Below are 24,924 nucleotides of genomic sequence, written 5' to 3' on the forward strand. Positions count from 1 at the left end.
CGTTGAACTCTGTGACCAGGGATGGCTGTGGGACGAAGTGCTATCGTCCCGTGCAGCTACGGGGAGACGGAGGCAGGAGTTTCCGGAATTGGCCGAATGCCGGGAACACGAGGACGTGATCCCGGACTGCAATCAGCGCAGCTTGAGGCTCGACAGGCCGATCAGCGCCAGCACGAAGCTGATGATCCAGAAGCGGATAACCACCTGGCTCTCGGTCCAGCCGAGATGCTCGAAATGGTGGTGGATCGGCGCCATGCGGAACACCCGCTTGCCGGTGAGCTTGAAGGAGGTCACCTGCACGATGACCGAAACGGTCTCCAGCACGAACAGCCCGCCGATGATGGCCAGGACGATTTCGTGCTTGGTGGCGACGGCGATCGTGCCCAGGGCGCCGCCCAGGGCGAGCGAGCCGGTATCGCCCATGAAGATCTGTGCGGGTGGCGCATTGAACCACAGGAATCCCAGCCCAGCCCCGATCAGCGCGCCGCAGACGACGGAGAGCTCGCCCGTACCGGGCACGTAGTTGAGCAGCAGGTAATCGGAGAAACTCACGCTACCCACCAGATAGGCGATAAGCGCGAAACAGGCGGCCGCGACCATGACCGGCACGATGGCAAGGCCATCGAGCCCGTCGGTCAGGTTGACCGAATTGCCGGCGGCCATGACGACGAAGCCGCCGAACAGGATGTAGAAATAGCCCAGGTTGAGCGCCAGATCCTTGACGAAGGGAAACAGCATCGAGGTGCCATAGGCGCCCGAGGCCAGCTGGGAGATGGCAAAGGCCGCGATGCCGCCGATCAGCGCTTCGAGCAGCAGCCGCTGCTTGCTGCCAAAGCCCTTGTGGCTCATGCGCTTGACCTTGAGATAGTCGTCATAAAAGCCGATGGCGCCAAAGCCCACGGTGACGAACAGCACGACCCAGACATAGCCATTGCTGAGATTGGCCCAGAGCAGGGTCGAGAACACCGCGCCCGACAGGATCATCAGCCCGCCCATGGTGGGCGTGCCCTTCTTGGTCAGCAGGTGCCCGGCCGGACCATCCTCGCGGATCGGCTGGCCCTTGCCCTGCTTGAGGCGCAGCAGCGCGATCATGCCGGGGCCGAACAGGAACACGAAAAACAGGGCGGTTATGACCGCGCCGGCCGTGCGGAAGGTGATGTAGCGGAAAACGTTGAAGGCCGTGAGCGCGTCACCCAGCTGGCCGAGAAAGTACAACATGAAATGAAACGTCCTCGCTGGGGTGGGATCAGGTGTTTTCGAACCGTTGGCGGATCTTGTCGACGACGCCCGCAAGCCCCACGCCGTTGGACCCTTTGACCATAACTGCGTCGCCATAGGCAAGGTCGTTGAGCACGATCTCCGCCATCTCTGCGGCCGTCTGTGTATGGGCGGCCACACGCCCGGCGCCCAGCGCCTCGGCCAGCGCAGCCATTGCCGGCCCCACCAGATAGACGCGTTCGGCGCCCGAATTGGTGACAGCGGGCGCCAGGCTCGCATGCAGGCTCGCCGATTGCGGCCCCAGTTCCAGCATGTCCCCCAGGATGACCACCTTGCGTCCGCCCGGGGCAGCCTGGCCGGCAAACACTTCGAGCGCCGCGTTCATCGAGGCGGTGTTGGCATTGTAGCTCTCGTCGGTCAGCAGCAGCGGACGATCGTCCGGCCCCAGCCGGCTACGCTGTCCCCGCCCCGGCTGGGCACCGAAGCCGGCCAGCGCCCGCAGCGCCACGGCGGGCTCGACGCCGGCAATATGGGCCACGGCCAGCGCCGCGGTAGCATTGGCCACCATGTGGCGGCCGGGCACGTTGAGAACGAGCGCGTGGCGCTCGCCATCATGCTCGATGGTGGCAAAGCTGCGCTCGCCAATTGTCTGGATGTCGAGGATCTGCCAGTCGGCACCGCGGGCCTCGCCATAGGTCACCACCCGGCCAACGCCGGCCGCATTGGCTTCATCGAGCAGCACGCCGATCTGGGCATGGTCGGCATTGAGGACGGCCGTGCCACCCGGCTCGAGCCCGGCAAAGATCTCCGCCTTGGCGCGGGCAATGCCATCGAGCGAGCCGAAGGCCTCCAGATGCGCCGGGGCGATGGTGGTGATGACGGCGATATGGGGCCGCACCAGTTGCGCCAGCGGCCGGATTTCGTCCGGCGCGCTCATGCCCATTTCGAAGACGCCGAATTCTGCCTGCTCGGGAAAGCGTGCCAGCATCAGCGGCACGCCCCAGTGATTGTTGAAGCTTTTGATCGAGGCATGGGTCTGCCCGGCTGCCTCGAACACGACGCGAATGGCCTCCTTGGTCGTGGTCTTGCCGACACTGCCGGTGACCCCGATCACGATGGCCCGGCTGCGGGCGCGCGCGGCGCGCGCGATGTCGCGCAGGCCTTCGAGCGCGTCCGTCACGTGGATGCGCCGGGCACCCTCGCCCTTGTGCACGAGAGCCGCGACCGCGCCATTGTCCAGCGCCTTGTCGACGAAGTCATGACCGTCAAAGCGGTCACCCTTGATGGCGACGAACAGCGCATCGTGGCCCAGCTCACGGGAATCGATGGAGATAGCGTTGATGGGGGTATCGGGGGCGAGGTCGGACGACCCGCCGGTGGCGGCAAGGATTTCGGCGATGGTATAGAGGGGCTGGGTCATAGTCGGATATAGCCGCTAGCGTCTTCACCTCTCCCTCCGGGGGAGAGGTCGACCGTCTTCGGTCGGATAAGGGGGCCTTTGCCAGGCGCGGTGTGCGGGGAGGGCCCCCTCACCCGGCGCTGCGCGCCGACCTCTCCCCCAGAGGGAAAGGTGTGTCTCGGTGGCTCCGGCTCGCTCAATCTCTTACCCCTTGATCGCCTCCGCCACGACCTCATGGTCGGAGAAATGGTGCTTGGTCGTTCCGATGATCTGGTAGTCCTCGTGGCCCTTGCCGGCAACCAGCAGGACATCACCGGCTTCGAGCGACTTGACCGCCGCGGTGATCGCCGCCTTGCGGTCGCCGATCTCCTTGGCCCCCTTGGCCGCCGCGAGGATTTCCGCGCGGATGGTCTTGGGGTCTTCGGTGCGCGGATTGTCGTCCGTGACGATGATATCGTCGGCCATGCGCTGGGCGACTTCGCCCATCATCGGACGCTTGCCCTTGTCGCGATCGCCCCCTGCCCCGAATACGACCCTGAGCTTTCCCTTGGCATATGGCCGAAGCGAGGCAAGCGCCGATTCCAGCGCCACCGGCTTGTGAGAATAATCGATGAAGATCGCCGCGCCATTGTGCTCGCCGACCAGTTCAAGCCGCCCCTTGGCGCCAACCAGTTCGCTGAGCGCGGGAAAGGCCTGTGCCTTGTCCACGCCGCTCGACATGGCGAGCGCCGCCGCAACGATGGCGTTGGACACCTGGAATTCGCCGGTCAGCGGCAGGTGGAAGCTGAGCTTTTCACCGACATGGCGCACCTCGACACGCTGGCCATAGCCTTCCGGCTTGACCGACAGCACTTCGATATAGGCGCCCTCGCGTCCGACCGTCAGCAGCGTGGCGCTGGCGCCGAGCGCCGCAAACATGAAGGGTTCGTATTCCGGATCGTCGACATTGACCACGGCGGCGCCGCCATCGACCAGCAGGTCGGTGAACAGCCGCAGCTTGGCATTGCGGTATTCGTCCATGTCGGCGTGGTAGTCGAGGTGGTCACGGCTGAGATTGGTGAAGGCGACAGCTTCGAAATGCATGCCGTCGAGCCGGCGCTGGTCGAGGCCATGGCTCGATGCCTCGAGCGCTACGTGGTCGATGCCCTGCGCCTTGAGTGCCCGCATCGACTGATGCAGCGTGCGCGAATCCGGCGTGGTCAGGCTGCCCTCGATCAGGCGCGTGGCGGTCTCGACACCCAGCGTGCCGATGCTGGCGCCCGGTATGCCCGCATAGTTCCAGATCTGGCGCACGAAGGATGCGACGGACGTCTTGCCATTGGTGCCCGTGACCGCGACGGTGATTTCCGGCTGCGGCTCGAAAATGCGTGAGGCGGCGCGGGCATAGGACGCGCGCACATCCTTGACGATGATCACCGGCACCCCGGGGTCACCCACGGGTGCGGTATCGGTGATGACGGCCAGCGCGCCGCGACGGACCGCATCGGCCACGAACTGGTTGCCGTGCACATTATGCCCCGGCAGCGCAAAGAAGATGTCGCCCGGCTCGATCCGGCGGCTGTCGGAATTGAGACCGAAGACGGCGCCCAGGCCCTTTTTGGGGCGGGCTCCAGAGCCTTCGAGCAGTTGTGTTACACTGAGTGACACGGTGGCAAATCCTTCTGGATCAGATCTATCGGAGAGCGGGTGGAACGAGGTTCTGGTCCAGAACTTCGGAAAAATCGGGGGCGATGCCCAGCATGGGCGCGACCCGCTGCACAATCCGGCCGGTGACCGTGCCCGCATTCCAGCCGGCCGTCGTGCCCGATTGCGGATTTTCCGCCTTGGGCTCGTCCACCATGATGACCATGGCATAGCGGGGATTGTCGAGTGGGAAGGCCGAGGCGAAGAAGTTGGTGACCTTGCTGGCCGAATAGCGGCCGTCGACCACCTTTTCGGCGGTGCCGGTCTTGCCGCCGACCCGGTAACCCTGCGCGGCCTTGTTCATCTGCGACCCGGAACCTTCAAGCGCATTGAGGCGCATCAGGTAGCGCAGGGCATCACTGGTCGATGGCTGCAGTACGCGCTGGTAGAAGGGCTCCGTATCGGCAATGTCCCGCTTGTAGAGCGTGGGCGGCACCAGGTTGCCGCCATTGGCGAAGGCGGCATAGGCCGCGACCATGTGCAGCGGCGATACCGAAAGCCCGTGGCCGAACGATGCGGTGGCCGCACCAACCTCGGAAAAGTCCTTCGGAACGGTCGGCAGCCGCATTTCGGGCAGTTCGAACGGCACGCGCTTGTCAAAGCCCATGCGGGTGAGGAAGGCCCGATAGTCTTCCTTGCCCATGGCCTGCATGATGCGGATCGTGCCGATATTGGAGGAGTACTTGTAGACTTCCGGCAGGCTGAGAATGCGGTGCTTGCCGTGGAAATCATCGATGGTGAAGCGGCCGAAGCGGATGCCGAAGCGTGCGTCGAACTGGTCCGAGACCGAGACCGCGCCGCTATCCAGCGCACCGGCCATGGTCACCGTCTTGAAAATCGAGCCGGGCTCGAAAATGCCCGCGGTGATGCGGTTGAAACTGTCCTTGACGAGGGCACTCGCCGGCTGGTTCGGATCGAAATCGGGCAGCGAGGCCAGGGCAATGATCTCGCCGGTATGAATGTCCATCATCACGCCGGCCGCGGCGACGGCCTTGTAGCGCTCGAGGGCATCGATGAGCTGCTCGTGCATCACATGCTGCACGCGCATATCCACCGACAGCTCCACCGGCGCCAGCGCATTGCCCCGCGCCAGGCCCAGATCCTGCAGCAGGGCGACATTCTCGCCATCCATATGCGCTTCGATGCCGGCAATGCCCTGGTTGTCGATATTGGTCGACCCCAGGATATGGCTGGCTTCGTTCATGCCCGGATAGAAGCGCTTGGACTCGGTGATGAAGTCGATGCCGGGAATGCCCAGCCGCATCACCCGGTCCTGGATGACCGGCGAGAGCTCGCGCTGCACCCAGACGAAACCCTTGTCGCCCGTCAGCCGGTTGCGCAGCCAGGCCTCGTCGAGATCGGGCAGGACCGTACGCAGCTTCTGCACGGCTTCTTCCACGTCGATGATGCGGCGGGGCTCGGCGAACAGCGACGGCACGCGGATATCCACGGCCATTTCGAGGCCGTTGCGATCCAGGATCGGCGGCCGCGTGGCGGTAATGACGTCGCGCGCCTGACCCTCGATGGTGGAATCGGGCACGACCATGCCCAGCTGCACCAGCCGTCCACCGACCAGGCCAAAGCCCATCAGCATGGCCAGCACCATCCAGCGAATGCGCGCCTGGGTGAGGTTGCCGCGCACCTTGCGGGCGCCATCGAGCGCGATTGTGGGGCCGAAGCCTTCGCCGACAACCGCCATTATTCGATCCCCTCAAGTTCCAGGATGGCGTCGATCGGATCAACCCCGGCAGCCAGGGATTCGAACAGGGAGTCCATGGCGGCGCTATTGGGCTTGGCCGGGCGCATGGGCAGGGCTGCAAAGGCGCCGAACTGCTCCTGCTTGACCGGCGCAATGGCCAGCGCCATTTCATGCCGGCGCACGATCGGCTCGATATGACCGGGCTGGCCCAGCACGGCCTCATCGGCCTTGAGCAGCGACAGCTGGCCCTCCTGGCTATCGATCTCGGCGATCAGCGCGGTGCGCTCGCTCGCCGTATTCTCGATGGAGAATTTGAGCGCATAGACGCCGGCCAGCATGAAGACGCTGGTAAAGATCAGGATGATGTTGAGATTGCGGATCATGCGGCACCCCGCACCTGCGGCACGCCCAGGCCGTCGAACTTGACCGGCCGCGCTGGGGCTGCCGACCGGCTGGCGGCGCGCAACGTGGCCGAGCGCGCACGCGGATTGCGGCCCAGTTCGGCCTCCCCGGCCTTGCGTGCCTTGGCGACCTCAACCCAGCGCCGCGCCTCGGTCTCCACCTGCGGCATGTGCCGCGACTGGGCCGGGCCGCCCTTGTCGGGGTCGAAGAAGCGCTTGACGATGCGGTCTTCCAGCGAATGAAAGGTAACGACGACGAGCCGGCCGCCCTCGGCCAGCAGCCGCTCGGCGGCAAAGAGCGCTTCGACCAGCTGGTCGAATTCGGCGTTGACCGCAATGCGCAGCGCCTGGAACGTGCGCGTGGCGGGATGGGCATCGCCGGGTTTACGCCCGATCGCCTTCTCGACAATGCGGGCCAGCTCGATCGTGGTGGCAATCGGCGCGGTCTCGCGCGCGGCGACGATGAACTGGGCAATGCGGCGCGACTTGCGCTCTTCGCCGAAGGCATAGAGCAGGTTGGCCAGCGCCTCGCCCTCGAGCCCGTTGACCAGATCGGCCGCGCTCTCGCCCTGCCCGCTCATCCGCATGTCGAGCGGCCCGTCGCGCATGAAGGAAAAGCCGCGCTCGGCCTGGTCGAGCTGCATGGAGGAAACCCCGATATCAAGCACGACGCCATCGATGGGGCCATGCTCTGCCGCCAGCGTGTCCAGTTCGGAAAAGGTACCGGGAACGAAGATGAAGCGCCCCTCGAACTCGGCCATCAATGTATCGGCGAAGGGCTGCACGCTGGGGTCGCGGTCTATAGCTATGACAATAGCACCCGCTTCGAGCAGCGCGCGGGAATAGCCACCGGCACCAAAGGTGCCATCGACGATGCGTTTGCCGGCAAGCGGAGACAGCGCCGCGAGCACCTCGTCCATGAGAACGGGAACATGCGGGCCGGCAGACTGGCTGGTATCGGGCATGGAACGCTTGCCCATAGATGCCACTACTCCACTCCGGCTGGTAGGCGCCGGTTCGTAAACTTTGCGCCACTCTGACCGAGGACGCTTAAGATTCTATTTCCCATGCGCTGCCGGGCGGGCAATTTTGGTCAAATGTCGCCCTGAAAACGGCCGGAAATTCGCAGCGGGAATTAATATTTGCATATTGTGGCCAACCCGCTTCTGGGCCATGAACATGTCTCACGCGCGGACCCTGCCTTTGCCGATTTCATCGACCACCCTTGTACGCTCCACCATCATCCTGCTGCTGGTTGGCTTCCTGGCCCTGGCCGGCATTGTCGGCACGACCATCTGGCTGGTCGAGCGCAGCCAGGTCTATTTCAACGAAGTGGTCGAAGCGCGTGACGCGCGCACCACGACCGTCGACCTGCGCACGGCGCTGCAGGACGCCGAGACCGGTCAGCGCGGCTTCATCATCACGGCGGACGAAGTCTATCTCGAGCCCTACGAGGCGGCCCTGCAGGTCGTCGGGCAGCGCCTCGAAGACCTGGCCCGCGTGCTGGAGCCCTATCCGCAGGCCGACCAGCCCATGGCGGACCTGCGCAACGACATCGACATCAAGCTGGCCGAAATGGCCCAGACCATCGGCCTGGTCCGGAACGGGCAGATTGCCGAGGCCGCGGAGATCGTGCGGACCGATGCAGGCAAGGCCGCCATGGATCGCTCGCGTGTCTTCTTCGACGCGCTGATCCGCGCCGCCGACGACCGGTTGACCACCGGCGTTGCCGACCAGCGCAATGCCGCCACGGCCCTGCGCTGGGTGACCATTCTGGGCGCCTTCGTCATCTTTGCCGTGGTGGGCGGCGCCGCCTGGACCGTTCTGACCTATACCAACGAGATCGCCGCTGCCCGGCGCGAGATCGAAGCGGCTAACCTCACGCTGGAAGAGCGGGTGCGCGAACGCACCTCCGACCTCGGCCGCGCCAATGAGGAAATCCAGCGCTTCGCCTATATCGTGACGCATGACCTGCGGGCGCCGCTGGTCAACATCATGGGCTTTACCAGCGAGCTGGAAACCAGCGTGGGCGAACTCTCTGCCTATATGGCAGAGCGCCCCGATGATGGTGACCCCAAATTCGCCGATGCCAAGCTCGCCGCCACCGAAGACCTGCCTGAGGCGATCACCTTCATCCGCGCTGCCACGCGCAAGATGGACAGCCTGATCAACGCCATTCTCAAGATTTCCCGCGAGGGCCGCCGCCAGCTCAAGCCGGAATCGCTTGATCTGGCCGAGATCGCCGAGGCGACCGCCACCACGGTGCAGCACCAGGTTGCCGAAAATGGCGGCTCGGTTTCCCACGACATCCACGTGCCACGCCTGGTGTCCGACAAGCTCTCGCTCGAACAGGTCCTGGGCAACCTGCTCGACAATGCCGTCAAGTACCAGCAGCCCGGCCGTCCCCTGAGCGTGGTCATCCGCGGCCGCCAGGCACCGGCCAACCGCATCGAGATCGAAGTCGAGGACAATGGCCGCGGCATTGCAGCCAGCGATCACGAGCGCGTCTTTGAACTCTTCCGCCGCGCCGGCACGCAGACCCAGCCGGGCGAAGGCATCGGCCTGGCGCATGTGCGCACCTTGGTCCGCAGCCTGGGCGGCGATATTACGCTAAGATCCGAACTCGGTGTCGGAACCACTTTCATCATCACCCTGCCACGCGACCTGCGCAGCTTTATCGGGAGTCAGGCCAAATGAGCCATGACGGCAAGCCAGTCACCATCATCATGATCGAGGACGACGAGGGCCACGCGCGCCTCATCGAGAAGAATATCCGCCGGGCCGGCGTCGCCAACCAGATCATCCCCTTCACCAATGGCACGGCGGCCCTCGAATTCCTGATGGGTCCCGACGGCACGGGCGCGGTCAACAAGGGCCGCCAGCTGCTGGTCCTGCTCGACCTCAACCTGCCCGACATGACGGGCGTCGACATCCTGGAAAAGGTCAAGAGCAACGAGCATACCAAGCGCTCCCCGGTCGTGGTGCTGACCACGACGGACGACCAGCGCGAAATCCAGCGTTGCTATGACCTGGGTGCCAATGTCTACATCACCAAACCGGTCGACTATGACGGTTTCGCCAATGCGATCCGCCAGCTTGGCCTGTTCTTTTCGGTGATGCAGGTTCCGGAAGCCGACTGATCATGCCCAACCGGACGCCCAATGTCCTCTATATCGACGACGATCCGGGCCTGGCACGACTTGTGCAAAAGGCGCTGGAGCGGCGTGGCTATGTGGTGCACGTGGCAACGACCGGCGAAGACGGACTGGCCCGCATCCGGCAGGGCGGCATCGACGTGGTGGCCCTCGACCACTACCTGCCGGACGGAACGGGCCTCGATGTGCTGGCCCAGATGGAAGGCCTCCCCGACCGCCCGGCCGTGGTCTATGTCACCGCCACGGTGGAGACTGCTGTCGCTGTGGCGGCGCTCAAGGCCGGTGCGGCCGACTATGTCACCAAGACGGTCGACAGTGATTTCCTGGAGCTGCTCAGCAGCGCCATCGCGCATGCCGTTGATCTGATCCAGCTCAACCGGGCCAAGGCCACGGCAGAGCTGGAGATGCGCGAAGCGCGCGAACGCGCTGAAATGCTGCTGGGCGAAGTCAACCATCGCGTTGCCAACAGCCTGGCCATGGTCGCGGCGCTGGTGGGCCTGCAGGCCAATGCCGTGGTCAACGAGGATGCCAAGCGCGCGCTGGCCGAAACGCAGGCGCGGATCCAGGCCATTGCCGGGGTGCACCGCCACCTCTACACGTCCGACGACGTGCGCTCGGTGCAGATCGGCGACTATCTCAATAGCCTCGCCGCCGAACTCGAAACCACCATGAAGGCAACGGGCAACGACACCCGCATCCTGGTGCAGGCAGACAACTTTTCCATTCCCACGGAAAAGGCCGCATCCATCGGCGTGATCGTCACCGAACTCGTCACCAATGCCATCAAATATGCCTATGCCGACATCGGCCGCGGCGACATCCGCATCCTGATGTCCCACCATGCCGACCGGACCATAGACCTGGCCGTGGAAGATGACGGCATCGGCTGGGACGGCAAGGGCAAGGCCCAGGGCACCGGCCTGGGCAGCCGCATCGTCAAGGCCATGGCCATGAGCCTGGGCGCCACCGTCGCCTACCGCACCGGCGGCCCCGGCACCCGGGTGAGCCTGCAGTTCTCGGCCTGACCGCCCGCACCGGCATGGCGGACGCTTCTTGGCTCGCCAGAAAATCAACAGCCAGTTGACCTGTAAGCCGGGTTCTGTAGGGCGCGCATCTTGCGATGCGCACGTGGTGACCATTCATCTTGAGACGCCATTGCTGACGCCTTCATGCAACCAACCCGGATGATCTGGCCTCAAAACCGGCTGGGGCCGAAGCCCCGCGTCATCCCTATTTGGTCTTGCTCCCGGTGGGGTTTACCGTGCGGTCCCTGTTGCCAGGCACCCGGTGCGCTCTTACCGCACCCTTTCACCCTTACTCCGGCATGCCGGAGCGGTTTACTTTCTGTGGCACTTTCCCTGAGGTCGCCCTCGCCGGGCGTTACCCGGCACCGTGTTTCGATGGAGCCCGGACTTTCCTCCAGCAGCAGGTTACCCCACTGCCAGCGGTCACCCGGTCAACTGGCTGGCGTGATGTAGTGAGTTGCAGCGCCCCGCGTCAAGCGTCGGCCGTGCCCGGCGCGGCCAGCAGCGGACGCTGGGGTGGCTTGGTCAGCGCCTGGTAGGCAAGGTTGATCGCCTTCATCCGCGCAGTGGCCACGTCGATCAGATCCTCGGGCACGCCCTTGGCGATCAGCCGGTCGGGATGGTGCTCGGCCACCAGCACGCGATAGACGCGGCGGATTTCGGCGGGATCGGCATTGGGGGCAAGGCCCAGCACCGTGTACGGATCCACCCCGGCCTCCAGCTGCACATGCTGGCTGGCCAGCTGCTCGAAGCGCACCTCGTCGAAGCCGAAAATGTCGCTGACCGACTTGAGATAGTCCAGTTCGGCCTCATGAACCATGCCGTCAGCGGTAGCGATATAGAACAGGCTGTCGAGCACATGCTCGAGCGTTTCGGGACTGTCGTGGAAAAAGCGCGTGACTTTGCGCGCATAGGAATCGTAGCCGGCGACATCCTGCTTGGCCAGGTTGAACACCCGCTCCACCTGTGCCTCGTGGCCGGCAGCGATTTCAACCGTGGCGCGGAAGGCGCGCTCCTCGGACGCCGTCACCGCACCATCGGCCACGGCCATCTTCGCGGCCAGGGCAATCAGCGCCAGGGTGAAGGCGGCGTCGCGACCGCCAGGCAGCCAGGTATCGGGGTCGAGCGCATTGCACAGCGAGCCAGCCAGGCCCGTGCGCTGGCTGAACGAGCCGACAAAGTCGCTCAATCGCTGCCACATGTCGGTGTTCTCTTCAGGCTCGCGCATGCGTTTCCGAACCGGCAGCGCCTCTTGAGGGAATCGTGCAGGCTGGCTGCCCGATCAGGACGCGCATGTTATCGATTGCGGTGCACCCGGTCCACCGCAGACGGCGCATAGCCGCCTTGCCTTTAGTCCGCGAAGAAGGAGAAGGACTCTTCCTGCCAGCCGATGACGCGATCGCCGCGGCGCCCGGGATTGGGGCCCTGATCGAGGAAGAAGCCGTCGGCATCGTATGCGGGATCCACGACCACCGCAGGCTGGCCCTGCCGCTGGCGCGACGCCAGGAACTCCGACAGCGGCCCGGCTTCCCAATCCGCCAGCTCGTCGGCGGTAACGCTGGCCGGCGGGCGGACCAGCGCGGGCGGCAGGATGATGTCATCGGGCGCCACGGCAACAACCGGCATCGTCACCGGCTGGGGCCGCATGGAGAGCGGCATCGGCACCGGCGCCACCTTCTGCGGCCCGATCGAGGCCACCTGCACCGGGTCGACGGCGACCGGCTCGGTTGCCGGAGTGGTTACGATCGGCGTGCGCACCGGCGGGGTCACGGCGGCCTGGACCGGCGCAGCCGAAGCACCGCCACCAGTGATGTAGCTGGGCAGCGGCTTGCCCGACTGCAGGAAATTGTCGACGATATCGGCCGTCTGGGCCGCGGGGCGCACGGTCGGCTTTGTCGCGGGTGCGGCCGGCTTTTCCGGCGCTGCAACGGCGACTTCAACGACAGGCTTGGCCACAGGCGCGGCTGGCCGCTGGCTGAGCGGCGCCGGAATGGGGGCGACGGGCTTGATGTCGGCTACCTGCTCGCGCACGACAGTGGCGGACGGACCGGCAAACTGCGCCGACAGCAGGTCTGCCGTGGGCACGCCAACGACGAGAAGAACACCAGCCCAGGCCAGGCCATTGGTGATGCGGCGGTCGATTGTCATGGTTCCTACGTCCCGTTTGCTCCGCCCTCCAAGGGCGAATGAGCCGGATTTTCATGGCCATTTTGTGAAATGGCGCACTTTACCAGCAATGCCACCCGCTAGCTGAACCGAAGCTGAACGACGCTATTCTGCTTCTCACCGGCGCGGGCCGTGGCCTGATGGCACCAGATCATGGTGAACGCAAGGTTAATCAGCCCGACGGGCGATCCTGTTTGTCGAGATAGTGACGCTCTGCGGCCTCCAGAATGGACGGCTCCAGCAGCCGGGCATTGACGCCCATGCGATCGCGTTTCGGATTGACCGACGACCAATGTGTCACGCAGCCGCAATTGGTGCAGTGGTGAAAGGCGACGTTTCGCCCGTTCCAGAGGTATGTCGCGGTTGGCAGCGTCGGGGGTATCATTGTGACCTGACTGGGTGAGTAATAGGCCCAGAGCACGCCGTAGCGCCGGCATAGCGAGCAGTTGCATTCCGTCACCGTTGCGGGCGCGGTGTCGAGCACCAGCCGCACCGCGCCGCAATGGCAGGACGCCTCGACGCTCATGGTTCGGAGCGTCGTCCGAGAATGCGCGCCAGTGCCAGCGCCAGCGGCGAGCGGTTGTGCGTATAGATGTGGAACTCGGTGACGCCCTCATCCAGCAGCTCTGTCACCTGCTCGGCCGCAACGGCAGAAGCCACCAGCGCATGGGTCTCGGGCTCTTCTTCGAGGCCGTCGAAGCGCTCGGCCAGCCAGGCAGGGATCGACGTGCCGCAGCGCGCGGCAAAGCTCGAAATCTGCTTGAAACTGTGGATCGGCTGGATTCCGGGCACGATCGGGGCGGTGATGCCGGCAGCACGGGCGCGCTCCAGATAGCGGAGGTAATCGCCATTGGAGAAGAACATCTGCGTTATGGCGCGATCGGCGCCAGCATCGAGCTTGCGCTTGAGATTGTCGATTTCCGTCGCCCAGTCCGGGCTTTGCGGATGCTTTTCAGGATAAGCGGCAACCGAAATGTCGAAATCGCCGATCCGGCGCAGCCCACCGACCAGGTCCGCCGCATTCTGGTAGCCCTGCGGATGTGGCGTGAACGGCTGGCCCACCCCCTCGGGCGGATCACCGCGCAAGGCCACGATGCGGTTGATGCCCGCAGCCTGGTAACCCCGCACCACCGCATCGACTTCGTCGCGCGATGCGCCGACACAGGTCAGGTGCGCCGCGGCATCGACGCCCGTCTCGGCCTTGATCCGGCTGACCATGCGCAGGGTGCGTTCGCGCGTCGTTCCGCCAGCGCCATAGGTCACCGAGACAAAGCGCGGCTTGAGAGGCGCCAGCTTGTGCACGCTGTCCCAGAACTTTTCCTCCATGACGTCTGTCTTGGGCGGAAAGAACTCGAAGGAGATCTGCAGCTCGGGGCGCTGGCCCGCCGTCTGGCGGCTGGCTCGGAGATTGTCGTCAAGCATGGGTCTATCCGTTCAGGTCTTGTCGCTGAGGCGCCACAGGCACACCGTCAGTCCGCGTTCACTGCTCTGGCTGGGAAACTCGCGCACCGCCTCGACAACGAGACCGGCGGCAGCGGCCCAACCGCTCATCTGGGATTGCGACAGGCCAAGCCGCCGATGGGCATGCTCGCTGCGCAGGAATTCGAGATCGTGCGGGGCGAAATCCACGATGATCATTTCGCCACCCGGCTTGAGCAGGCGTCGCGCCTGCGCCAGCATGCGGCCGGGATCGTCGAAATAATGCAGCACCTGATGCACGACGATGACGTCGGCCGGCCCCGCCGTCAGGTCGACATCGCCGATATCGCCCAGCCGCACCTGCGCATGATTGATGCCCGCGCTGGCGAGCCTCGACCGCGCCACGGCCAGCATTTCCCGGCTCGAATCGATACCGATGCCGCGCCGATAGGAGCCAGCCAGCACTTCGAGCATGCGGCCGGTGCCCGTTCCCAGATCGATGAGCGTCTCGACGCGCCGGCCACCCAGCGCCTCGACGACGGCCGCCTCCACCGCCTCCTCGGGCACATGCAGGGTCTTGAGTAGGTCCCAACTGCCGGCCACCTTGGCGAAATACTCGCTGGCCCGCGCCAGCTGGTGCGCGCGCGCCGCCTGCTGCCGCTCGATGTCGCGGCTGCGTTCGATATCGCTGTCATCCACGCGGCTAATCAGCCACTGCGCCAGGGCGGCCGCATCGCCATCCTGCGCCAGGCCGTAATAGGCCCAGGCCCCCTCGGCATTGCGCTCGATCAGCCCGGCATCGGCCAGGAGCTTGAGATGCCGCGATACGCGCGGCTGGCTCTGCTTGAGAATTTCGGTGAGGTCCTTGACCGAATGGTCGCCATCGGCCAGCAATGCCAAAAGTCGCAGCCGGGTCCCCTCACCCGCCGCCTTCAGCACCGTCACCAATTCCTCGAGCTTCGCCATCGCCCCTCACTAGATATAAAGATGTCTTTATATCTAGTTGCGTGAGAGGTCCAGAGGGATGTTAGGCCACGATCTGGCCGCGTTCTTCACTGACCGCCCGCTTGCGGAAGGAATGGGCGCGCCACAGCTCGAAAATGCCCTGCGCCTCATCGGTGTCGAGGGCCTCGAAGCGGCTCACCACCATCTTCTTGTCGGCCTCCGAAGGCAGGTCGCGCCAGGGCAGCGTTGCCAGGATCGCCTCGAACATGTCCGGCTGCAGGCCGGCCGCCTTGAGGGCCACCGTGACCGCTACATAGTCCTGGCTGGCGAGCCATTTGACAAAGACCTCGGGCGCCACGCTCAGGATGACCGTGAGTGCCGCGGCCGCATGGTGCCCATAGCCAAAGCGCGCGAAGCGGGCCAGCGCCCGATCGTTGAGCTGCTTGCGGTCGCTGAGCGCCTTGACCTGATTATAGGCCACCTTCCATTCATTGGCAGAAAAGCCGGCGCGGTTGCGCATGCGGTTGTAGACGACGGCGTTGATCTTGCCGGCCGCCACCGGATCGATGCGCCGGTCGACCTCGCCCAGCGTCTCCAGCACCTTGTTGGAAACCGAGTCGATTTCCCCGCGCAGCGACTTCCAGTCGATATCGTGGCGGTTGCGCAGGTCGGCGGCAATCTCGGCATCGCGCGTCGCGCGTTCCACCAGCTTTTCCAGCGTCGCCTTGTCGAATTCGGCATTGGCATTGCGCACGAGGCGAACCACCGAGGACCGATCGCCATGCTCGACAATCGCCTCGCCCACCCGCTCGGGCACGGTATTGCGGCCGGCAATGGCGACGCGATGTTCCTCGCTCTGGCCGGCGATGATGTCGATCAGGTCGTCATCCGAGAGCACATTGGAGAATTCCAGCAGCGGCTTGGCCACCTCGATGACGTCATTGGCCAGCTTGACCACCACGGTGCCGGGCGCTCGCTCGAGCGGGGCCAGTAGCTTGGCGACATGCACCCGCGCCTCGACCTCGACCAGCGCCGCCAACTGGCACAGCACCTCGTCATATTGAGCGACTTGCTCGTCGTCGCACCGATCTGACACATAGCTGAAAAGCTGCGCCATGTTTCGGAACAACTGTTCGCGTTCGGAATGGTTGTCCTCACCATTCAAGACGCGAAAACTCGAAAACGCCCGCAGGCCTTCGTCAAGTTCGCTCATTCTGAATACTCCCGGCTTCTGCCGTACTAGGAACCATGAGCATGCAGGGGGACCTTCTTGCGCAGGCTGAAGGCAAAGGCGGGCAATTGATTCAAATTTTAACGAGTGTCCGGAGCGGAAAAGCAAAGGCCCCGCCTGCTGGCGGGGCCTTGATAGGTTCTCGATTCAGTCAGGCTCAGCGCAGGTCGAAGCGATCGGCGTTCATCACCTTGACCCAGGCAGCGACGAAGTCGTGCACAAACTTGCCTGCAGAGTCGGACTGGCCATAGATTTCGGCCAGCGCCCGCAGCTGCGAATGCGAGCCGAAGATCAGGTCGACACGCGTGCCGGTCCAGCGGAACGCACCCGTCTTGCGGTCACGCCCCTCATAGACACCCTTCTCGCCGGGCTTGGGCGCCCATTGGGTGGCCATGTCCAGGAGGTTGAGGAAGAAGTCGTTGGTCAGCGTTTCCGGTCGGTCGGTGAAGATGCCGTGGTTGTTGACGCCCACCTTGAGCACGCGCAGGCCGCCGACCAGCACGGTCATTTCCGGGCCGGTCAGGCGCAGCAGCTGCGCCCTGTCGACCAGGGCCTCTTCGGGCTCCATGAACTGGCGGCCGCTGAGATAATTGCGGAACCCATCGGTGCGCGGCTCGAGCGCGGCGAAGGATGCCACATCGGTCTGCTCCTGGGACGCGTCCATGCGCCCGGGGGTGAAGGGCACCGTGACCGCATGCCCGGCAGCCGCTGCCGCCTTTTCGACGCCCACGCCACCGGCCAGCACGATCAGGTCGGCCAGCGACACTTTCCTGCCGCTCGTCTGGAAGTCCTGCTGGATCGCTTCGAGCGTCGCCAGCACCCGGGCGAGTTGGGTCGGCCGGTTGACCTCCCAGTCCTTCTGCGGGGCCAGGCGAATACGCGCGCCATTGGCACCGCCACGCTTGTCCGAACCGCGGAAGGTGGAGGCCGACGCCCAGGCCGTCGACACCAGCTCCGACACGGTCAGGCCGGAGGCACTGATCTTGTCCTTGAGCTGGGCAATCTCCTGCTCACCCACCAGGTCATGATCGACCGGCGGGATCACGTCCTGCCAGATCAGGTCTTCCGCCGGCACTTCCGGCCCGAGATAGCGGACCTTGGGGCCCATGTCGCGATGGGTCAGCTTGAACCAGGCGCGGGCAAAGGCATCGGCGAACTGGTCGGGATTTTCGAGGAAGCGGCGGGAGATCTTCTCGTAGATCGGATCGAAGCGCAGCGACAGGTCGGTGGTCAGCATGGTCGGCAGGCGCTTGCGGGCCGGATCGAAGGCATCGGGGATCACCGCATCGGTCGTCATGGCGACCCACTGCTTGGCGCCCGACGGGCTGGTGGTCAGCTGCCAGTCATACTTGAACAGGTTCTCGAAGAAGAAGTTGCTCCAGCGCGTCGGCGTCTGCGTCCAGGTCACCTCGAGGCCCGAGGTGATCGCATCGGCGCCCACGCCAGTGCCATGCTTGCTCTTCCAGCCCAGGCCCTGGTCTTCGAGATCGGCCCCTTCCGGCTCGGCCGCGATCAGCGACGGGTCGCCCGCGCCATGCGTCTTGCCGAAGGTGTGCCCGCCGGCGATCAGCGCCACGGTTTCCTCGTCATTCATCGCCATGCGGCTGAACGTCTCGCGAATGTCGCGCGCCGCTGCCACCGGGTCGGGCTTGCCGTTCGGGCCTTCCGGATTGACATAGATCAGGCCCATCTGCACCGCGCCCAGCGGTTCGCTCAGCTGGCGTTCGCCGCTATAGCGCTCGTCGCCCAGCCAGGTGCCTTCCGGACCCCAGAACAGCTCTTCGGGCTCCCACACATCGGCACGACCGCCGGCAAAGCCGAATGTCTTGAAGCCCATGGATTCCAGCGCGACATTGCCAGTCAGGATCATCAGGTCGGCCCAGGAAATCTTGTTGCCGTATTTCTGCTTGATCGGCCAGACCAGGCGACGCGCCTTGTCGAGGCTGGCATTGTCCGGCCAGGAATTGAGCGGCGCGAAGCGCTGCTGCCCCTGCCCGGCGCCGCCGCGCCCGTCGGTGATGCGATAGGTGCCGGCGCTGTGCCAGGCCATGCGCACGAACAGACCGCCATAGTGCCCGAAATCGGCCGGCCACCAATCCTGCGAGTCGGTCATCAGGGCATGCAGGTCGCGCTTCACCGCCTCAAGATCGAGCGTCTTGAACGCTTCGGCATAGCTGAAATCATCGTCCATGGGATTGGACATGGGCGAATTGCGGTGCAGCATCTGCAGGTCGAGCTGCTTGGGCCACCAGTCGCGATTGCCGCGGCTCTTGCTGCCGCCCCCGCCGCCGCCATGGTTGACCGGGCACTTGGCTTCGGCGGCTGCGCCCTGCGCTTCGGCGTTTGGCTTATCGTCCATTTTGGGGCTCCAAATTTGTTTCTGGGAGCTTCTATAGGAAGCCCTGATCGATTAGACCAATCGATAATTCTTCCGATCTCGATAGGGCAGGCTTATCTTGGAAATTTCGCTCAAGCAGATGCGCTATGCGGTCGCCGTAGCGCGGACGGGTCATTTCGGCCGCGCTGCCCAGGATTGCGCCGTGACGCAGCCCGCCCTGTCCCAGCAGATCCTGGCGCTCGAGGCACAATGCGGCATGCCGCTGTTCGATCGCCTCAAGACCGGCGCCCAGCTGACGCCGTTTGGCGGTGAATTCGTGCGCCGGGCCAGGGAGATCGTGGACCTGGCGGACGCCCTCTCCACCTTCGCGCATGGTCATGCCAGCCAGCCGGGCCGCCCCATCCGCTTCGGGCTCATTCCCACCGTCGCGCCCTACCTGCTGCCCGAGATTTTTCCTGCACTGACCGCAGCCCTGCCCGACCTCGACTTCACCGTGAGCGAGAACCGCACCGATGCGCTGCTCGCCGGCCTGGTTGATGGCACGCTCGATGTGGCCCTGATCGGCACCGAGGCGCCGCAACACACGCCTCGGCTGGTCAGCCGTCCGCTGTTTGACGATCCCTTCGTCCTGGCCACCTGCCTTGACGAAACCACTATCGAGCCGGTGTCGCTCGCCAATCTGGCGCCCGAGCGCATCCTGCTGCTCGACGAAGGCCATTGCTTCCGCGACCAGACCATTGCGGCCTGCCGGCTGAACGGGGACCCGTCGTCCCGCACCTTCGCCGCAACCTCGCTCTCGACCATTGTGGAATTCGTCGCCAATGGCCAGGGCGTCACCCTGCTGCCGCGCATTGCCCTGCGCAAGGAGGCGACCGACCCGCGCATTGCCATTCATGCGCTGGGCTCACCCGGCGCGGGGCGCGTGCTCTCGCTGGTCTGGCGCGAGGCGACCCCCTTCGGCAAGACCTTCGAACGCATGGCCGAGGTTATCCAGGCCACCCAGGCGCGCTGACGCTGGTCAGGCCGTTGCCGCCCGGCCCCGCCTGCGGAAGCTGTCATAGCTGAACACCAGCAGCGAAACCCAGATCAGCGCGAAGCTGAGCAGGCGCAACCCGTCGAGATGCTCGCCGAACACCAGGATCGCCAGCAGGAACTGGATCGACGGCGCCAGATACTGGAACATGCCGATCGTCGTCAGCCGCAGCCGCCGCACGGCAAAGGCAAACAGCAGCAGCGGAATGGCCGTGGCCGGACCGGTAAGCACCATCCACGTCATCAAATAGGGATCGGCATGAATGCCGGGACCGGTGGTGATGAGGCTATAGCCGACAAAGGCCAGCGCCGCCGGCGTCAGCATGGCCGTCTCGGCGAACAGCCCGGAGGCAGGCCCCAACTGCGCCGTCTTGCGGAAATAGCCGTAGAAGCCGAAGGACAGGGCCAGGCCCAGCGCGATGAAGGGAATGGTGCCCAGGGCTATCGCCTGGATGGCAATGGCCACCGCAGCCATGAGGATGGAAACGGTCTGCAGGCGGTTCTGCCGCTCGCCCAACAGGATCATGCCCATCAGCACGTTGACCAGCGGATTGATGAAATAGCCGAAGCTGGCTTCCAGCACCTGTCCGGTTTCCACCGCCCAGACATAGAGCAGCCAGTTGCCGGCCAGCAGCACGGCCGACAGCAGCGTGCCCAGCGCCCGCTTCCGGTCGGCGAGCAGCGCGCGCACATCGCCGAAGCCACCTGAAAAGCGCAGGATCACCGCCAGCAGCACCAGCGACCACACGGTACGCTCTGCCACGATCAGCACCGAGCCGGCCGCCTCGACCTGCTTGAACAGCAATGGCAGGAAGCCCCACAACAGGTAAGCCGCCAGTGCCGCGAGCACGCCATTGCGTGTATCGGTGCTGGCGAGTTGGGAGGGTGCGGCCACCGCAGGCGGCGCGATGGCCTCCGGAGCAGATTCGGGAAGAGACATTAAAAACTCCGCACCCGTATCGGGTGCCTGAAAGTGCCCTGATAGCAGGGCGCCCGCCGCGCCGCCAATCAGAGTTTGTGATCCGCCGGGCTTGCATTGCTGATGGGAAAGGCCAACCTTTCACCTGCAAGGGCGTTGAGGGGGCAGCGCCAGTCCGGCGCTCCCACCACGACCGACACCAGCAGGAGCACATCATGAAAAAAACCGTCACCTGGGTCTTGATCGCCGACGGCACGCAGGGTCGTGTCCTCGAGAATACCGGACCGGGCAAGGGGCTCAAGCAGGTTCGCGGACTCGACTGGACCATCGGTGCGTTTTCCGCGCAGGATATCATGTCCGACCGGCCCGGTCGCAGCCACTCCGCCGTCGGCCATGGCCGCAGCGCCATGGAACCCAAGACCGACCCGGTGGAACATCGTGAAGCCGAGTTCCTCAAGTCGCTGGCCGACGTGCTCGATCGCCATCAGCAGCAGGGCGATTTCGACCGCTTGGTGATCGCCGCCGGCCCGGATGCTCTGGGCGAAATCCGCAAGGCGGTGTCTCCGGCCGTCAAGAAGACCATCATTGCCGAGCTCAACAAGGACCTGACCAACCTGCCCACGGCAGAGCTCGATCAGCACCTGGACGGGATTATTGCGGCCTGAACCGCAGACCGCAAAAGCGCTTCATTTTCAACGAACTAAACACAAAAGCCGATTCAACGTTTCATCGCGTTGAATCGGCTTCTCAATGACTTGAATCGGCATGGCAACGCGTTGAATCAGGCCGCAAGCAACCGCCCGCCCAGGCAAAGCGCCACTGCCTAATCGTCTGTATCGTCGATGTTTTCCTCGTCGTCGCCACCTTCGATGGCGTCGAGAAATTCGAGCAGCATGGAATTGACCAGTTCAGGCCGTTCGATGCTGGGAATATGCGCCACACCCTCCAGCACCGCCGCAAAGGCATTGGGCATTTCCTCCGACAGATGCTCATGCCGGTCGATCAGCGCGGTGAAATCCTCGTCGCCCACCAGCAGCAAAGTCGGCGCCCCCACCTCGGCCATACGCGTCCAGGCATGGGGCGAACGCTCTTCCAAAGTCAGGGCCGGCTTGGCCAGCGCAATGGCATTCATGTCCATGAACAGGGCGCGCACCGCACCACCCACGCGACCGCTTTGCGCGCGCGGCCCGTCGAGCCATTCATGCGCCTGCACCCGGTTGAGCATGTCGAGATCGCCACGCTCGAACGCGTCCTCCTCGGCAGCCTCGATCTGGCTTTCGGCATCGGTGGCGCTCCAGGGCGCCCCTGTCACCGAGGTGCCGATCAGCACCAGCCCGATCACCCGGCCCGGATGGCGCAGCGCAAAGTCCAGCGCCAGCCCGCCGCCCATCGAGCAGCCGACAAACACCGCCGCATGAATGTCGAGCGCCTTGAGCACCGCCTCGAGATCGTCAACATGGCTGAACGCCTCGTCGGCACTCACGGTCTCGCCATAGCCGCGCCGGTCATAGGCGATGGCCTGCCAGCCCTCCTCGGCGACGGCCGCCATCTGGCTTTCCCACATCCGCTTGTCGCAGACCCCGGCATGCAGGAACACCACGGGCAGGCCTTCGCCCGCCTGCCAACCGGCCAGGCGCGCCTGGCCGACCGTCACCGAAAATGCCTCGCCTACCATGCGCAGATCTGCGTCCCGGTGGCGTCGCTCACCCAGCAGGCGCCATCGTCCTCGGACCGATGATAGACACCCGGCAGCGCCACCGAGCGCCCGCCCGGCTCGAACACCGCGCCGACCGTGGCCAGCCCGGGCGCGTCGACCCAGACCTGATAGGTCGGCTTGCCTTTCGCCGAGATTTCAAAGCTCCCAGCATCGTCGAGCACTTCGAAAGTGCAGGGATAGGCCAGATCATCGGTGGTTTCGCACAGTGCGTCCTTGGCGGACGCCTCCGCGGCAAGCAGCAGCGCCATCAGGCCCGCTGCCATCAAGACCTTCATCGAAAGCCTCCTATTGCTCGAGCAGCACGCAGAACTGATAGTCCTCGTCGCGGGCCCAGCATCCCGGCTGCCCGTCCAGCGGGCGGAAATCGCGCAAGACCCGTGGCGGCTGCCCCGGCGCCGCATCCGCCGCGATAAGGTAAACCTCGCCAAGGTCTTCTTCGATCACCGTGAAGGCAAAAATACCACCATCGGGCAATTCGAATGTCAGCCCGCCACCATCCAGCGCCACGTCGCAATCGAAGCTGTCATACCCCGTCACCGAACACTGCCCCGGCGCCGCTGAGGCCGCTACCACCATCGCGGCCCAGATCAGGGTCGCCGTCAGAAATTTCATTTTGCCCCCACAGCAACGCGCGAACCCAATGGATCGCCCGGCAGTCATCATACCGTTTGAAATCTATGTCGCACAGTTTTGGCCATCCCGCACTATTATCGGAATGGGGTTCGACTGCGTTCGTTAACATGAAGGCCGGCGGTTGCCCCGCCGGCCTTCCAGTATCACTACCGCGTAAGCGGCTTGTAAGTGGCCCGCTTGGGGTTCACCGCGTCGGCGCCGAGCCGGCGGATCTTGTCCGCTTCATAGTCCGCGAAGTTGCCTTCGAACCATTCCACGTGGCTGTTGCCTTCAAAGGCCAGCATATGCGTGGCCAGGCGGTCGAGGAACATGCGATCGTGGCTGATGATGACGCAGCAGCCGGCGAATTCCTCGAGCGCCTCTTCGAGCGCGGCCAGGGTTTCGGTGTCCAGATCGTTGGTGGGCTCGTCGAGCAGCAGCACATTGGCGCCGCTCTTGAGCATCTTGGCCAGGTGCACGCGGTTGCGCTGCCCGCCCGAGAGATTGCCCACCTTCTGCTGCTGGTCGCCGCCCTTGAAGTTGAATGAGGACGTATAGGCGCGCGAATTGACCTCGCGCTTGCCCAGCATCAGCACCTCGTCGCCTTCCGAGATTTCTTCCCAGACGGTCTTGTTGGGGTTGAGGCTGTCGCGGCTCTGGTCGACATAGCCAAGATGCACATTCTCGGCCACGGTCACCGTGCCGGCGTCGGGCTGTTCCTGGCCCGTCAGCATCTTGAACAGCGTAGTTTTGCCGGCGCCGTTCGGGCCGATAATGCCCACAATGCCGCCCGGAGGCAGCTTGAAACTGAGATTGTCGATCAGGAGGCGATCGCCGAACGACTTGGACAGCCCCTCGACGTCGATGACATTGTTCCCCAGCCGTTCGCCGGCTGGGATGATGATCTGCGCGGTGGATGACTGCGTGCGCGCCTCGTTGATCTTGACCAGTTCGTCATAGGCCTTGAGGCGGGCCTTGGACTTGGTCTGGCGCGCCTGCGGGCTCTGGCCCATCCATTCCTTTTCCCGCTCCAGCACCTTGGCGCGGGCAGCATCTTCGCTCTTCTCCTGGGCGAAGCGCTTGGCCTTGGCGCCCAGATAGGCCGAGTAATTGCCCTCATAGGCAACGCCACGACCGCGGTCGAGCTCGAGGATCCAGCCGGTGACATTGTCGAGGAAGTAGCGATCGTGGGTGATGATCAGCACGGCGCCGGCAAATTCGCGCAGGTGGCGTTCGAGCCATGCCGTGGTCTCGGCATCGAGATGGTTGGTCGGCTCGTCCAGCAGCAGCAGGTCGGGTTTGCTCAGCAGCAGGGCGCAGAGCGCCACGCGGCGCCGCTCGCCACCCGACAGCGTGGTGACGTCGGAATCGGCGGGCGGGCAGCCCAGCGCTTCCATGGCCACTTCGACCTGGCTTTCGAGATCCCACAGATTCTCGGCGTCAATCTGGTCCTGCAGCCGCGTGGCTTCATCGGCCGTCTCGTCCGAATAGTCCATCATCAGCTCGTTGTAGCGATCGACGATGGCCTTCTTTTCCTTGACGCCGGTCATCACATTGCCCAGCACGTTCAGCGCCGGGTCGAGCTCGGGCTCCTGCGCCAGGTAGCCGACGCGCGCGCCCTTGTCGGCCCAGGCCTCGCCCTGAAACTCGGTGTCGATGCCCGCCATGATCTTGAGCAGCGTCGACTTGCCCGAGCCATTGGGGCCCAGCACGCCGATCTTGGCGTCGGGGTAGAAGGAGAGATGGATATTGTCCAGGACCTTCTTGCCGCCGGCATAGGCTTTGGACATTCCGTGCATGTGGTAGATGAACTGGCGAGCCATAGGCTTGCGGACCTCTTCGAGACTTCCGTGGATTTGGCCGTCTATGTAGGCCAAGAGGGGCGCAGGGGCAACGGGCACCCTGGCACATTGGGCAGGACCACGACGCCCCCGGCGGCCGGAACATTTCCCCCACTGCCGCGTT

23 protein-coding genes and 1 other RNA gene are annotated in these 24,924 nt (G+C 64.7%); 5 read left to right on the forward strand and 19 right to left on the reverse strand.

Going from position 1 to position 24,924, the window contains the following annotated elements:
• Positions 1 to 132: 132 nt before the first annotated feature.
• The 6 genes from mraY to rsmH all read right to left on the reverse strand — a co-directional run bounded on the left by mraY (position 133) and on the right by rsmH (position 7,380).
• Positions 133 to 1,218 carry a phospho-N-acetylmuramoyl-pentapeptide-transferase gene (mraY, locus tag ACLI1C_RS13145; RefSeq protein ID WP_411397449.1) on the reverse strand — a complete coding sequence of 362 codons (1,086 nt, stop codon included), beginning with the start codon at positions 1,216 to 1,218 and terminating at the stop codon, positions 133 to 135.
• A 28-nt stretch (positions 1,219 to 1,246) separates the two neighbouring features.
• Positions 1,247 to 2,638 (reverse strand): UDP-N-acetylmuramoyl-tripeptide--D-alanyl-D-alanine ligase, encoded by a 1,392-nt coding sequence (locus ACLI1C_RS13150; protein WP_411397451.1) that lies wholly within the window; start codon positions 2,636 to 2,638, stop codon positions 1,247 to 1,249.
• 183 nt (positions 2,639 to 2,821) lie between these two features.
• Positions 2,822 to 4,264, reverse strand: coding sequence for a UDP-N-acetylmuramoyl-L-alanyl-D-glutamate--2,6-diaminopimelate ligase (locus tag ACLI1C_RS13155; RefSeq protein WP_411397453.1), 1,443 nt, complete (start codon positions 4,262 to 4,264; stop codon positions 2,822 to 2,824).
• 25 nt (positions 4,265 to 4,289) lie between these two features.
• Positions 4,290 to 5,999, reverse strand: coding sequence for a peptidoglycan D,D-transpeptidase FtsI family protein (locus ACLI1C_RS13160; protein ID WP_411397454.1), 1,710 nt, complete (start codon positions 5,997 to 5,999; stop codon positions 4,290 to 4,292).
• The gene (locus ACLI1C_RS13165; RefSeq protein ID WP_411397456.1) at positions 5,999 to 6,382 is read right to left on the reverse strand and encodes a hypothetical protein; all 384 of its coding nucleotides are present in this window, start codon (positions 6,380 to 6,382) and stop codon (positions 5,999 to 6,001) included. The genes ACLI1C_RS13160 and ACLI1C_RS13165 overlap by 1 nt, the downstream gene beginning before the upstream one ends.
• Positions 6,379 to 7,380: a 16S rRNA (cytosine(1402)-N(4))-methyltransferase RsmH gene (gene rsmH / locus ACLI1C_RS13170; protein WP_411397457.1), complete on the reverse strand. Its 1,002-nt coding sequence runs from the start codon at positions 7,378 to 7,380 to the stop codon at positions 6,379 to 6,381. The genes ACLI1C_RS13165 and rsmH overlap by 4 nt, the downstream gene beginning before the upstream one ends.
• Before the next feature lie 223 nt (positions 7,381 to 7,603).
• On the opposite strand from rsmH, the gene ACLI1C_RS13175 reads away from it, so the two are divergent.
• From ACLI1C_RS13175 to ACLI1C_RS13185, 3 genes are read left to right on the forward strand one after another with little or no spacing between them, the layout of a single operon-like run.
• The gene (locus tag ACLI1C_RS13175) at positions 7,604 to 9,097 is read left to right on the forward strand and encodes a sensor histidine kinase (protein ID WP_411397458.1); all 1,494 of its coding nucleotides are present in this window, start codon (positions 7,604 to 7,606) and stop codon (positions 9,095 to 9,097) included.
• Complete coding sequence (locus tag ACLI1C_RS13180) at positions 9,094 to 9,540, forward strand: response regulator (RefSeq protein WP_411397459.1); 447 nt, start codon at positions 9,094 to 9,096, stop codon at positions 9,538 to 9,540. The genes ACLI1C_RS13175 and ACLI1C_RS13180 overlap by 4 nt, the downstream gene beginning before the upstream one ends.
• Before the next feature lie 2 nt (positions 9,541 to 9,542).
• Entirely contained in the window at positions 9,543 to 10,580 is a 1,038-nt protein-coding gene (locus ACLI1C_RS13185; protein ID WP_411397460.1) for a sensor histidine kinase, read from the forward strand.
• Positions 10,581 to 10,627: 47 nt separating this feature from the next.
• On the opposite strand, the gene rnpB is transcribed toward ACLI1C_RS13185, so the two are convergent.
• The 8 genes from rnpB to katG all read right to left on the reverse strand — a co-directional run bounded on the left by rnpB (position 10,628) and on the right by katG (position 18,700).
• Positions 10,628 to 11,019: RNase P RNA component class A (gene rnpB / locus ACLI1C_RS13190), an RNA gene on the reverse strand.
• 33 nt (positions 11,020 to 11,052) lie between these two features.
• Entirely contained in the window at positions 11,053 to 11,808 is a 756-nt protein-coding gene (locus ACLI1C_RS13195) for a TerB family tellurite resistance protein (RefSeq protein WP_411397461.1), read from the reverse strand.
• Between the two features lie 122 nt (positions 11,809 to 11,930).
• Complete coding sequence (locus ACLI1C_RS13200) at positions 11,931 to 12,728, reverse strand: hypothetical protein (protein WP_411397463.1); 798 nt, start codon at positions 12,726 to 12,728, stop codon at positions 11,931 to 11,933.
• Positions 12,729 to 12,918: 190 nt separating this feature from the next.
• A complete protein-coding gene (locus ACLI1C_RS13205) occupies positions 12,919 to 13,272 on the reverse strand; it encodes a GFA family protein (protein ID WP_411397465.1) in 354 nt (117 codons plus the stop codon).
• Positions 13,269 to 14,168 (reverse strand): methylenetetrahydrofolate reductase [NAD(P)H], encoded by a 900-nt coding sequence (gene metF, locus ACLI1C_RS13210; protein WP_411397466.1) that lies wholly within the window; start codon positions 14,166 to 14,168, stop codon positions 13,269 to 13,271. The genes ACLI1C_RS13205 and metF overlap by 4 nt, the downstream gene beginning before the upstream one ends.
• Before the next feature lie 12 nt (positions 14,169 to 14,180).
• On the reverse strand, positions 14,181 to 15,131 hold the full coding sequence (locus tag ACLI1C_RS13215) for an ArsR/SmtB family transcription factor (RefSeq protein WP_411397467.1): 951 nt from the start codon (positions 15,129 to 15,131) through the stop codon (positions 14,181 to 14,183).
• A 61-nt stretch (positions 15,132 to 15,192) separates the two neighbouring features.
• Positions 15,193 to 16,323, reverse strand: a complete 1,131-nt coding sequence (locus ACLI1C_RS13220) for a DUF2336 domain-containing protein (protein WP_411397469.1) — start codon at positions 16,321 to 16,323, stop codon at positions 15,193 to 15,195.
• Positions 16,324 to 16,498: 175 nt separating this feature from the next.
• On the reverse strand, positions 16,499 to 18,700 hold the full coding sequence (katG, locus tag ACLI1C_RS13225) for a catalase/peroxidase HPI (RefSeq protein WP_411397470.1): 2,202 nt from the start codon (positions 18,698 to 18,700) through the stop codon (positions 16,499 to 16,501).
• 97 nt (positions 18,701 to 18,797) lie between these two features.
• On the opposite strand from katG, the gene ACLI1C_RS13230 reads away from it, so the two are divergent.
• Complete coding sequence (locus ACLI1C_RS13230) at positions 18,798 to 19,691, forward strand: hydrogen peroxide-inducible genes activator (protein WP_411397472.1); 894 nt, start codon at positions 18,798 to 18,800, stop codon at positions 19,689 to 19,691.
• 6 nt (positions 19,692 to 19,697) lie between these two features.
• Here ACLI1C_RS13230 and rarD read toward each other — a convergent pair whose 3' ends face one another.
• Positions 19,698 to 20,651, reverse strand: a complete 954-nt coding sequence (gene rarD / locus ACLI1C_RS13235; protein WP_411397474.1) for an EamA family transporter RarD — start codon at positions 20,649 to 20,651, stop codon at positions 19,698 to 19,700.
• A 194-nt stretch (positions 20,652 to 20,845) separates the two neighbouring features.
• Between rarD and ACLI1C_RS13240 the strand changes: the two genes are divergently transcribed.
• Positions 20,846 to 21,295, forward strand: a complete 450-nt coding sequence (locus tag ACLI1C_RS13240; RefSeq protein WP_411397476.1) for a host attachment protein — start codon at positions 20,846 to 20,848, stop codon at positions 21,293 to 21,295.
• A 158-nt stretch (positions 21,296 to 21,453) separates the two neighbouring features.
• Here ACLI1C_RS13240 and ACLI1C_RS13245 read toward each other — a convergent pair whose 3' ends face one another.
• From ACLI1C_RS13245 to ettA, 4 genes are all read right to left on the reverse strand, one after another.
• Positions 21,454 to 22,305 carry an alpha/beta fold hydrolase gene (locus ACLI1C_RS13245; protein ID WP_411397477.1) on the reverse strand — a complete coding sequence of 284 codons (852 nt, stop codon included), beginning with the start codon at positions 22,303 to 22,305 and terminating at the stop codon, positions 21,454 to 21,456.
• Positions 22,299 to 22,622: a hypothetical protein gene (locus tag ACLI1C_RS13250; RefSeq protein ID WP_411397478.1), complete on the reverse strand. Its 324-nt coding sequence runs from the start codon at positions 22,620 to 22,622 to the stop codon at positions 22,299 to 22,301. Before ACLI1C_RS13250 ends, ACLI1C_RS13245 begins: the two co-directional genes overlap by 7 nt.
• 10 nt (positions 22,623 to 22,632) lie before the next feature.
• On the reverse strand, positions 22,633 to 22,959 hold the full coding sequence (locus ACLI1C_RS13255; protein ID WP_411397479.1) for a hypothetical protein: 327 nt from the start codon (positions 22,957 to 22,959) through the stop codon (positions 22,633 to 22,635).
• A 167-nt stretch (positions 22,960 to 23,126) separates the two neighbouring features.
• The gene (ettA, locus tag ACLI1C_RS13260) at positions 23,127 to 24,782 is read right to left on the reverse strand and encodes an energy-dependent translational throttle protein EttA (RefSeq protein ID WP_411397480.1); all 1,656 of its coding nucleotides are present in this window, start codon (positions 24,780 to 24,782) and stop codon (positions 23,127 to 23,129) included.
• Between the last annotated feature and the right edge of the window lie 142 nt (positions 24,783 to 24,924).

The organism is Devosia sp. XGJD_8 (genome assembly GCF_046614475.1).
In the GTDB taxonomy this organism is placed as follows: Bacteria; Pseudomonadota; Alphaproteobacteria; order Rhizobiales; family Devosiaceae; genus Devosia.

What these genes read in the sequence shown, in the direction of transcription:
- ACLI1C_RS13240 (WP_411397476.1), top strand. Translation starts at nt 20,846, where the DNA reads ATGAAAAAAACCGTCACCTGGGTCTTGATCGCCGACGGCACGCAGGGT.
- ACLI1C_RS13185 (WP_411397460.1), top strand. Translation starts at nt 9,543, where the DNA reads ATGCCCAACCGGACGCCCAATGTCCTCTATATCGACGACGATCCGGGC.
- metF (WP_411397466.1), bottom strand. Translation starts at nt 14,168, where the DNA reads ATGCTTGACGACAATCTCCGAGCCAGCCGCCAGACGGCGGGCCAGCGC.
- ACLI1C_RS13255 (WP_411397479.1), bottom strand. Translation starts at nt 22,959, where the DNA reads ATGAAATTTCTGACGGCGACCCTGATCTGGGCCGCGATGGTGGTAGCG.
- ACLI1C_RS13205 (WP_411397465.1), bottom strand. Translation starts at nt 13,272, where the DNA reads ATGAGCGTCGAGGCGTCCTGCCATTGCGGCGCGGTGCGGCTGGTGCTC.
- rarD (WP_411397474.1), bottom strand. Translation starts at nt 20,651, where the DNA reads ATGTCTCTTCCCGAATCTGCTCCGGAGGCCATCGCGCCGCCTGCGGTG.
- ACLI1C_RS13165 (WP_411397456.1), bottom strand. Translation starts at nt 6,382, where the DNA reads ATGATCCGCAATCTCAACATCATCCTGATCTTTACCAGCGTCTTCATG.
- ACLI1C_RS13160 (WP_411397454.1), bottom strand. Translation starts at nt 5,999, where the DNA reads ATGGCGGTTGTCGGCGAAGGCTTCGGCCCCACAATCGCGCTCGATGGC.
- ettA (WP_411397480.1), bottom strand. Translation starts at nt 24,782, where the DNA reads ATGGCTCGCCAGTTCATCTACCACATGCACGGAATGTCCAAAGCCTAT.
- ACLI1C_RS13150 (WP_411397451.1), bottom strand. Translation starts at nt 2,638, where the DNA reads ATGACCCAGCCCCTCTATACCATCGCCGAAATCCTTGCCGCCACCGGC.
- ACLI1C_RS13245 (WP_411397477.1), bottom strand. Translation starts at nt 22,305, where the DNA reads ATGGTAGGCGAGGCATTTTCGGTGACGGTCGGCCAGGCGCGCCTGGCC.
- ACLI1C_RS13195 (WP_411397461.1), bottom strand. Translation starts at nt 11,808, where the DNA reads ATGCGCGAGCCTGAAGAGAACACCGACATGTGGCAGCGATTGAGCGAC.
- ACLI1C_RS13250 (WP_411397478.1), bottom strand. Translation starts at nt 22,622, where the DNA reads ATGAAGGTCTTGATGGCAGCGGGCCTGATGGCGCTGCTGCTTGCCGCG.
- ACLI1C_RS13220 (WP_411397469.1), bottom strand. Translation starts at nt 16,323, where the DNA reads ATGAGCGAACTTGACGAAGGCCTGCGGGCGTTTTCGAGTTTTCGCGTC.
- ACLI1C_RS13215 (WP_411397467.1), bottom strand. Translation starts at nt 15,131, where the DNA reads ATGGCGAAGCTCGAGGAATTGGTGACGGTGCTGAAGGCGGCGGGTGAG.
- ACLI1C_RS13200 (WP_411397463.1), bottom strand. Translation starts at nt 12,728, where the DNA reads ATGACAATCGACCGCCGCATCACCAATGGCCTGGCCTGGGCTGGTGTT.
- mraY (WP_411397449.1), bottom strand. Translation starts at nt 1,218, where the DNA reads ATGTTGTACTTTCTCGGCCAGCTGGGTGACGCGCTCACGGCCTTCAAC.
- rsmH (WP_411397457.1), bottom strand. Translation starts at nt 7,380, where the DNA reads ATGGGCAAGCGTTCCATGCCCGATACCAGCCAGTCTGCCGGCCCGCAT.
- katG (WP_411397470.1), bottom strand. Translation starts at nt 18,700, where the DNA reads ATGGACGATAAGCCAAACGCCGAAGCGCAGGGCGCAGCCGCCGAAGCC.
- ACLI1C_RS13180 (WP_411397459.1), top strand. Translation starts at nt 9,094, where the DNA reads ATGAGCCATGACGGCAAGCCAGTCACCATCATCATGATCGAGGACGAC.